Source organism: Monashia sp. HAY1-2A (assembly GCF_056755315.1).
Genome location: NZ_JBNDHY010000171.1, coordinates 1 through 8,810 on the forward strand (window position 1 = coordinate 1; position 8,810 = coordinate 8,810).

Consider the following 8,810-nt stretch of genomic DNA (forward strand, 5'->3'; position numbering starts at 1 on the left):
CCCCCCCCCCAGATTACTACGCGTCTCGGGGGCTCGGAGATGTGTAGAAGAGACAGGTCCTCGCGTGACGGCGGCCGGAGCGGGGGCGGCGGGAGCCGGAGCGGCCGGCGTCGGGGACGACGGCATCGCGGCAGGACGCTGGGACGGCGCGGGCGCCGCCTGCTTCGCGGCGGGCTTGGCCGCCGGCTTCGTGTCGCCCTTGGCACCGTCACCGGAACCCTCCCGCGGGAAGGTCTCGATGATCTTGCGGACGACGGGGGGCTCGATGGTCGACGACGCCGACCGGACGAACTCCCCCTGGCTCTTCAAGTGTGCGAGCAGGGTCTTGCTCTCGACTCCGAGCTCCTTCGCGAGCTCGTAGACCCGGACCTTAGCCACATCTCTCCTGTCTCGGTCCGGCCTGAACAGGAGTGGCCGAACCGTGGTTATTGCTGGGGCTTGCTCATCGCTGAGTACTCATCGGGTGCTCATAGCGTTTTCAACCCGCCTTGGTTCGTTTCTGGTGGTTCTGACGCGCGGGCGACGGGAGTCGCCTGCGCCTGGTTCGCTGCTACGCGTCCGGGACGCCGAGGTGCCGAGCCACCGCGGTCACGTCGACCGCGGCCTGCAGTCGCAGGGCACGTCCGAACGCCCTACGGCGCACTGCCAGCCCGAGGCACTCGGGCGTCGGGTGCAGCCACGCACCACGACCCGGCAACCGGTGGCGTGGGTCGGGGCGCAGGACGACCCGGGCGTTCGCCCCGGTCCCTGCGTCCGTCTCCGCGACCACTCGCAGCAGAGCCGACCAGCTATCCGTTCCTCGACATCCCACACAGGTGCGGGACGGCTCGGCACGGAGTCCAGTCCGGTCGGCCACACGCCAGTCTACCGCGTCACGGGCCCGGCCCGCTCGACGGGGTCGAACGGCGCCTGCGCGCCGGGGCGGAGCCCGCGCGACGCGGGCGTCACTCGGGCGTGACCTCGACGCCGGCCGCCTCGGTGTCGGCGCGGATGTCGATGCGCCAGCCGGTCAGCTTGGCGGCGAGCCGGGCGTTCTGGCCCTCCTTGCCGATGGCGAGGCTCAGCTGGTAGTCGGGCACCACGACACGCGCCTTGCGTGCGGCGGCGTCGACGATGTCGACCGACTGGACCCGCGCCGGTGACAGCGCTGCGGCCACGAAGGCAGCGGGGTCCTCGGAGTAGTCGACGATGTCGATCTTCTCGCCGCGCAGCTCGGTCATGACGGCCCGGACGCGCGCCCCCATGGGACCGATGCAGGCGCCCTTGGCGTTGACGCCGGCGACCTTGCTGTGGACCGCGATCTTCGTGCGGTGGCCGGCCTCGCGGGCCAGCGCCGCGATCTCGACCGTGCCGTCGGCGATCTCCGGCACCTCGAACTTGAAGAGGGTCCGGACGAGGTTGGGGTGCGTGCGCGACAGGCTGACCTGGGGGCCCTTGGGGCCGCGCTTGACGCTGACGACGAAGCAGCGCAGCCGCTCGCCGTGCACGTAGCGCTCACCCGGCACCTGCTCGGCGAGGGGAAGGACGCCCTCGACGCTGCCGAAGTCGACGAGGACGTTGCGCGGGTCCTGGCTCTGCTGGATGACGCCGGAGATGACGTCGCCCTCGCGGCCCTTGAAGTCGCCGAGGATGGCCTCGTCCTCGAGGTCGCGCAGCCGCTGCACGATGACCTGACGCGCCGTCGAGGCGGCGATGCGACCGAAGCCCTCCGGCGTGTCGTCGAACTCGGGCCCGGGCTCGCCGCGCTGCGGGCGCTCGCCCTCCTCGGCCGCGGGCAACAGCTCGCCCTCCTCGCGCGCCCACACGACGACGTGCCCCGACTTGCGGTCGAGCTCGACCCGGGCGAGGCGGTAGCTGCCCTCGGTCCGGTGGTAGGCGACGAGGAGGGCCTGCTCGATGGCGGGGATGAGCACGTCGAGGCTGATGTCGCGCTCCCGCTCGAGCGCGCGGAGTGCGGCCAGGTCGATGTCCATCAGGAGTTCCCTTCCGTGGCGGACGCGTCATCGGCCCGCTCGTTCGTGTCGTCGGTCGTGTCGTCGGTCGTGTCGTCGGTCGTGTCGTCGTCGTAGGTCGCGTCGTCGTTCGCGTCGTCGCCGCTCGCGCCCGGCCGCGTGAACTCCACCTGCACGACGCCGCGCTGGACGGCGTCGAGGTCGAGGGTCACCCGTCGGGCGGGCGTCTTCTTCGTCGGCGGCACGTCGAGCACCAGCGCGTCGGTGCCGACCTCGACGAGGCGGCCGGTGGCGGTGCCGTCCCGGTGGACGACCTCGACGAGCCGGCCCACCTGGCGCCGGAGCTGGTCACGGGAGGCGAGCGGTCGCCCGACGCCGGGTGAGGACACCTCCAGGACGTACGGCGCCTGGCCGAGCAGGTCGCCCGCGTCCAGCTCGTCGCTGACCGCGCGCGTCGCGTCCGCGACCGAGTCGAGCGAGAGGGGCGGGACGGGGCTCGTCGTGTCGGCGGCGTCGAGGCCCGAGATGTCGGAGTCGACGAGCACCCGCACGACGCGGCGCTTGCCCGCCGGGGACACGCTGACGTCCTCGACGACGAGACCGAGAGGGGCGAGCACGGGTTCGAGAGCCGCTCGGATGTCCTGGGCCGTGCTCATGCGTCGACGCCTCCTGCTCTTCTCGAATGCCGGTGTGCACCGCGGGATGCGCGGGTGACCGGGGGCCAGCCGGGCGGTCCGGTCGGTCCGGAACGCCGCGTGGCCCACTCTATCGGCGCAGCGGGGTGGCCGCAGACCGCCGTCGGCGGGCGGCGTGGGAGGATCCGGGCATGGTCGGCGACTTGGGGGGACGGCGGCCCGCGCTGTCCGAACGGCTCGGCAACCCGCCGCGTCGGCTCATCCTCCTCGGCGGCGGTGCCGCCGCCCTCGCCTGGCTCGTCGACCGTGGCCTGCGCCTCGACCTGCCCCAGCCCCCGCCGCCCGTGCCCACCCGCCGGCCGGCGCCGGACGAGGGGCTCCTGCTGCGTGTCGTGGCCGACCTCGCGGTCCTCGTCGGTGCCGCCGACGCCCTCGTGTCGGCCGGCGCGGGCGGAACGGTCGAGCGCCTGCGCGCCGTCCAGCGCGAACAGCGCCGCGTGCTGACCGGCCGGCTCACCAACGCCGGCGTCCCCTCGGCGGTCATCGACGCAGCCGTCCGACGGGCCCTCGCCACCGCGTCGACCGAACGCGTGCGCCGCCGCGCCGACCTCGGCGCCCTCCTGGCCGACGTCCCCCCGAGCCGGTGGGCCGACGTCGCCCGAGCCGGCGCGGCGACGCGTCAGCTGCTCCTCGCGGCCCTGTCGGTGCGGCTCGCCGGAGCCGTCCTTCTCGGCAGCGACGTCGCCGTCCCCGACACGGCGAGCCCGGCCCGACCCGCGCTCGTCGCCCGCACGCAGCCCCTCGTGTACGCCTTCCAGGTCGTCGCCGCGCAGGCCGGTCCCGCCGACCGACCCCGGGCCCTCGACACCCTCGCCGGCCTGGCGCGCCTCGAGACCGCGATCTCGGGCGCCTCCGCCTCCATGCCGAGCGGTTGGGCCCTCCCCTACCCCGTCACGACGCCGCACGACGCGTCGCGCCTGGCCCACGACGTCCTCGTCGACGCGGTCGACGCGTCGAGCGAGCTGGCGGGCCCCACGCCGAGTGCCGCGTCGGTGGAGGACGTCGCCCGCTGGAGCGGGCGCGTGCAGGCGCTCGCCGTGGACTGGGACGTGCCCCTGCGCGCCTTCCCCGGGGCCGTCTCGTGAGCATCGACCTCATCCCGGCGCACTTCGCCCATCGCATCAGCGGCTACGCGGCCGACGGCTACGCCTCCGGGGAGGACTGGCTCGACGAGCTGCCGGTGCTGCTCGGTGACCTCCTGCGCGAGTGGGAGCTGGAACCGGTCGGCCGGACCATGAGCGGCGCCTGTTCGGTCGCGCTGCCGGTCCGGCTGCTCGGCGCGGGGCGCGAGGCCGCCGGCGTCAGCGGGGAGGCGGTGCTCAAGGTCAGCTGGCCGCACCCGGAGGCCGCGACCGAGGCACTCGCCCTGCAGACGTGGAACGGGCACGGCGCGGTCCGCCTCCTGCGTGCCGACCCCGCGCGGTTCGTCCTCCTCCTCGAGCGCCTGCACACTCGCGACCTCACCACCGTGGAGGTCGACGACGCGTGCGCCGTCATCGGCGACCTGCTCCGGACCCTGCGTCGTCCCCCGCACCCGCGCGTCCCCCGGCTCGTCGACCACGCGGAACGGCAGGCGCGCGAGCTGCGGGCGGCCCCGGCGGTGCTGCCCCGGCGGTACCTCGACCAGGCCGCGGCGCTCGCCCGTGAGCTGGTGGCCCGGCCGCCCGCGGAGGACCGCCTGCTGCACACCGACCTGCACTACACCAACGTCCTCGGCGCGTACCGGTCGCCGTGGCTGGCCATCGACCCGAAGCCGATGGCCGGCGACCCCGCCTTCGAGGTGGCGCCGGCGCTGTGGAACCGCGCCGACGAGCTGGGCACCGGCTCCGAGGTGCGGTGGTCGCTGCGCCGACGACTCGAGATCATCTGCGAGCACGCGGGCCTCGACGAGGGCCGCGCCCGGGCCTGGGCCATCGTCCGCGAGGCCGACAACGCGCTCGAGGCAGTGAGGTCCGTGACCTCCGGGACCCGAGGGACGTCCGCGGACGACGCGTCGCGCCAGTGGGCGCACGACCGCGTCAGCCTGGCCGTCACGATCATCAAGGCGATGAACGACTGAGCGGCGCGTGCCCGGTCGGCAGCCGGGCACGCCGCTCGGCAGCGGCGCCTGCTGACCGGGTCAAATCGTTTCGACCCAGGTGGTTGAAGGTCGTACGATCGACTCCGCGCACCGTCGTGCGACCCTCCCCCTTCGATGTCGAAAGGCACTCGCTTGCCCCGCCCTGCCCTGCTCACCCGTCGCGGAACCCGGGGGACCCCCGTCGGGGCCGGACCGTCGCCGGCGCGCGAGATCGCGCGCATCGCCGTACCGGTGAGCATGGAGTTCGTCCTCATGCTCGTGCTCAACCTCGTCAACCAGATCGTCGTCGGCGGGCTCGGGGCGACGGCCATCGCGGCCGTGGGCTTCTCCAACAGCCTCACGTTCATCCTCGCGGTGACGCTCGGCTGTCTCGGCACGTCCGTGAGCATCCTCGTCGCGCGTGCCCACGGCGCCGGCCGCAGCCGCGACCTCGACCACACCGTCACCGCTGCCGTCCTCGTGGCCCTCGGTCTCGGCGCCGTCGTGTCGGTCGTGCCGTGGTTCCTGTCCGAGCACCTCATGGCGCTGGTCGGGGCCTCGCCCTCCGTCGCGGCCGCCGGCACGGGCTACTTCCGCCTCACCGTCCTCGCGACCCTGCCGGGCATGCTCAGCGCCGTCCTGTCCGGCGTGCTGCGCTCCGTGGGCCGGCCGACGAGCCCGATGATCGCGACGATGGTGACCGTCGTGGCGAACTCCGGGATCGCCCTGGCGCTCGTCACGGGGATCGGGCCGTTCCCGGCGCTCGGCGCCGCGGGAGCCGGCTGGGCCACGCTCGCAACGGCGGTCGCCAAGGCGCTCATCCTGCTCTGGATGGCCTACCGGCGCGGCGCGGTCGGCTGGAGCGTGCCGCACAGCCTGCGGCAGTGGCGGGCCGTGGTCGTGCCGTTGTTCGTCCTCGCCGTGCCGCTGGGCGTGACCGAGCTGTTCTGGACCGTCGGCACCTTCCTCTACAACGTCGTCTTCCAGCAGCTCGGTGACGAGGCCCTGGCCGCGGCCCAGATCGTCACGACGCTCGAGGGTGTCTTCATCGTCGGCAGCATCGGGCTGATGAGTGCCACCACGACGCTCGTCGGCCGGTCGGTCGGGCGCGGTGACGTCCGTGACGCGATGGCGTGGGTGCGTCGCCTGACCCGGGCCGGGCTGGGAACCGCCGCCGTCTTCGGCGCCCTCTTCGCCACCTCGGTGCTGCTGCTCGACGCGCTCTACGGCCGGGCCGGGCAGGACGTGCGGGTCATGGCCGGGGTCGGCATCCTCCTCAACGCCGCCTTCCAGGTGGTGAAGGTGCGCAACATGATCATCGGCGCCGGCGTCCTGCCGAGCGCCGACGACGTGCGCGGCGTCATCATGGGCGATGCCGCCGGCGCCTTCGTCGTGGGCCTGCCGCTCGCCGTGCTGCTCGGCCTGCACACGCCCCTCGGCTACGTCGGCATCTTCCTCGCTCGCATCGTCGAGGAGCTGGCCAAGCTCGCCGTCTTCACGTGGCGGGCGCGGCGCGTCCGCTGGGAGCGACTCGTCTCCGCCGGCGACCCGCTGCCCACCTGACAGCGCACATGACGGCGCACCCGACAGCGCACCCGACGCCGTGCGACGCGGCCGGTGCACGGACCGCTCGCTCGCGTCAGGGCCGGCCGGGCTCGTCGTCGGGGCGCGCGCCGGTCGTGCGCTCGAGGTGGTCGAGCACGTCGCGCCGCTCGAAGCGGCGGTGCCCACCGAGCGTCCGGACGCACGGCAGCAGGCCCGAGCGTGCCCACTTGGTCACCGTGGTGACCGACACCCGGAACAGCCGTGCGACCTCCGCCGGCGTCATGAGGTCGACGGGCTCGTGCCCCTCGCCCGCCCGCCCCGCGTCATGGCTCGCCATCGCTCCCCCTGCCGTCCCGCCCTGGGCCGGTCCCCCCGCGGGGTGGAACCCGCACGGACCGTCCGTGACGGTTCCCCGCGCCGCACCGGACCCGGCGCAGACCCACCGGACCGCCCGACGCCGCCCCCTCGACGGCGTCGAGGACGACGATAGGCGCCGGCGGGGCTCGATGGTGGTGAAGTCGTGCAGGCGGCAGACCCGCTCGCCACCGCGGGGACCGGTGATGGACAGTGGAGGGATGCCGAACCGTCTCGCCGACGCCACGAGCCCCTACCTGCTCCAGCACCGCGACAACCCCGTCGACTGGCACGAGTGGGGCCCCGAGGCGTTCGCCGAGGCCCGCGAGCGCAACGTCCCCGTGCTGCTCTCGGTCGGGTACGCGGCCTGTCACTGGTGCCACATCATGGCGCACGAGTCCTTCGAGGACGACGCCGTCGCGGCGGCCCTCAACGCGGGGTTCGTGCCCGTCAAGGTGGATCGCGAGGAACGGCCCGACATCGACGCCGTCTACATGTCCGCGGTCACGGCGACGACCGGGCAGGGCGGCTGGCCCATGACGGTCTTCCTCACCCCGGAGGGCGAGCCGTTCTTCGCCGGCACCTACTTCCCGCGCGAGCACTTCCTGCGGGTGCTCGCCGCGCTCGACGAGGCCTGGCGCACCCGGGAGGACGAGGTGCGCGCGTCGGGCTCGCACATCGCCGGGGCCCTGCGCGAAGGGCTGCGCTCCCCCGACCCGCTCGACCCGGCGGCGGACCTGCTGGACGCCGCCGTGGCCCTGCTCGCCCGCCAGTTCGACCCGCGTTCGGCGGGTTTCGGCGGGGCCCCCAAGTTCCCCCCCTCGATGGTCCTCGAGTTCCTGCTCCGCCACCACGGTCGCACCCGCGACGCGACCTCGCTCGAGCTCGCCTCGCGGACCCTGGAGCGGATGGCGCGCAGCGGCATGTACGACCAGCTCGGCGGCGGGTTCGCCCGGTACGCGGTCGACGCCGACTGGGTCGTGCCGCACTTCGAGAAGATGCTCTACGACAACGCCCTGCTGCTACGGGCGTACGCGTCGTGGTGGCGCCTCGGCGGCGGCGACCTCGCCGAGCGCGTCGTCCGCGAGACCGCGACGTTCCTGCTCCGCGACCTGCTGACGCCGCACGGCGGGTTCGCCTCCTCCCTCGACGCCGACGCCGACGGGGTCGAGGGCCTGACGTACGCCTGGACCCCGGCCCAGCTGCAGGAGGTCCTCGGTGACGACGCCGCGGCCGCGCTCCTCGTCGTGACGCCGGCCGGCACCTTCGAGCACGGCTCCTCGACCCTCCAGCTGCCGCGCGACCCGGACGACCCGGACTGGTACGCCGGCGTCCGGACGCGCCTGCTCGCAGCCAGGCGCACCCGACCCCAGCCGGCCCGCGACGACAAGGTCGTCACCTCGTGGAACGGGCTGGCGGTCGCGGCCCTCGCCGATGCCGGCGCCCTCCTCGGTGAGCCCGCCTGGGTCGAGGCGGCGGCACGGTGCGCTAGGCACGTCCTCGACACCCACGTGCGCGACGGGGTCCTCCTGCGAGCCTCGCGCGACGGACGACCCGGGTCGGCCCGCGCCGTCGCCGACGACCACGGCAACCTCGCCGAGGGTCTGCTCGCCCTGCACCGCGCCACCGGAGAGGCCACCTGGCTGGTGCACGCGCGCACCGTTCTCGACGGCGCCCGTGCGTTCGCGGCGGACGACGGCGGCTTCCACGACACCGCTGCCGATGCCGAGTCGCTCTACCTGCGACCGCGCAGCGCCGCCGACAACGCCGAGCCGTCGGGTCAGTCCGCGCTCGCGGGCGCCTTCGTCGCCCTCGGCGCCCTGACCGGCGACGTCGAGGCCCTGCGTACCGGCAGGTCGGCGGTGGCCGCGGGACTCGGGCTCGCGGCGCGCGAGCCACGCTTCGGGGGGTGGACCCTCGCGGTGGCCGAGGCGCTGCTCGACGGCCCGGTCCAGGTGGCCGTCGTCGGGACCGGACCGGAGGCGTCGGCGATGCTCGAGGTGGCGCGCCGCAGCCCGCGCCCCGGAGCCGTCGTCGTGGCCGGTGAACCGGGCGCGGCTGGTGTGCCGCTGCTCGCCGACCGACCCCTCGTGGGCGGCCGGCCCACGGCGTACGTGTGTCGCGGCATGGTGTGCGACCTGCCCGTCACCGACGCCTCGGCGCTGTCCGACCGGCTCGCCGCGCTCTGAGGACGCCGCCCGCTGC

General features: G+C 74.5%; 9 protein-coding genes. 4 read left to right on the top strand and 5 right to left on the bottom strand.

The window, feature by feature from the left end:
• The 4 genes from ACPYOM_RS18930 to ACPYOM_RS18945 form a co-directional block, all read right to left on the bottom strand.
• A partial coding sequence (locus ACPYOM_RS18930; protein WP_481347143.1) for a translation initiation factor IF-2 N-terminal domain-containing protein occupies positions 1-378 on the bottom strand: 378 nt, incomplete at its 3' end.
• Between the two features lie 172 nt (positions 379-550).
• On the bottom strand, positions 551-856 hold the full coding sequence (locus ACPYOM_RS18935) for a YlxR family protein (RefSeq protein WP_481347144.1): 306 nt from the start codon (positions 854-856) through the stop codon (positions 551-553).
• Between the two features lie 88 nt (positions 857-944).
• Positions 945-1,973, bottom strand: a complete 1,029-nt coding sequence (gene nusA, locus ACPYOM_RS18940; protein ID WP_481347145.1) for a transcription termination factor NusA — start codon at positions 1,971-1,973, stop codon at positions 945-947.
• Positions 1,973-2,608, bottom strand: coding sequence for a ribosome maturation factor RimP (locus tag ACPYOM_RS18945; RefSeq protein ID WP_481347146.1), 636 nt, complete (start codon positions 2,606-2,608; stop codon positions 1,973-1,975). Before ACPYOM_RS18945 ends, nusA begins: the two co-directional genes overlap by 1 nt.
• 170 nt (positions 2,609-2,778) lie before the next feature.
• Between ACPYOM_RS18945 and ACPYOM_RS18950 the strand changes: the two genes are divergently transcribed.
• From ACPYOM_RS18950 to ACPYOM_RS18960, 3 genes are all read left to right on the top strand, one after another.
• Positions 2,779-3,732 (top strand): hypothetical protein, encoded by a 954-nt coding sequence (locus ACPYOM_RS18950; protein ID WP_481347147.1) that lies wholly within the window; start codon positions 2,779-2,781, stop codon positions 3,730-3,732.
• Positions 3,729-4,706 (top strand): aminoglycoside phosphotransferase family protein, encoded by a 978-nt coding sequence (locus tag ACPYOM_RS18955; protein ID WP_481347148.1) that lies wholly within the window; start codon positions 3,729-3,731, stop codon positions 4,704-4,706. Before ACPYOM_RS18950 ends, ACPYOM_RS18955 begins: the two co-directional genes overlap by 4 nt.
• 258 nt (positions 4,707-4,964) lie before the next feature.
• Positions 4,965-6,269 carry an MATE family efflux transporter gene (locus ACPYOM_RS18960; protein WP_481347151.1) on the top strand — a complete coding sequence of 435 codons (1,305 nt, stop codon included), beginning with the start codon at positions 4,965-4,967 and terminating at the stop codon, positions 6,267-6,269.
• 76 nt (positions 6,270-6,345) lie between these two features.
• Here the strand turns inward: ACPYOM_RS18960 and ACPYOM_RS18965 are convergent, their stop codons facing one another.
• A complete protein-coding gene (locus tag ACPYOM_RS18965) occupies positions 6,346-6,588 on the bottom strand; it encodes a helix-turn-helix domain-containing protein (RefSeq protein ID WP_481347149.1) in 243 nt (80 codons plus the stop codon).
• A 238-nt stretch (positions 6,589-6,826) separates the two neighbouring features.
• Here ACPYOM_RS18965 and ACPYOM_RS18970 point away from each other — a divergent pair, with 238 nt between their 5' ends.
• Positions 6,827-8,794, top strand: a complete 1,968-nt coding sequence (locus ACPYOM_RS18970; RefSeq protein ID WP_481347150.1) for a thioredoxin domain-containing protein — start codon at positions 6,827-6,829, stop codon at positions 8,792-8,794.
• Positions 8,795-8,810: the final 16 nt, after the last annotated feature.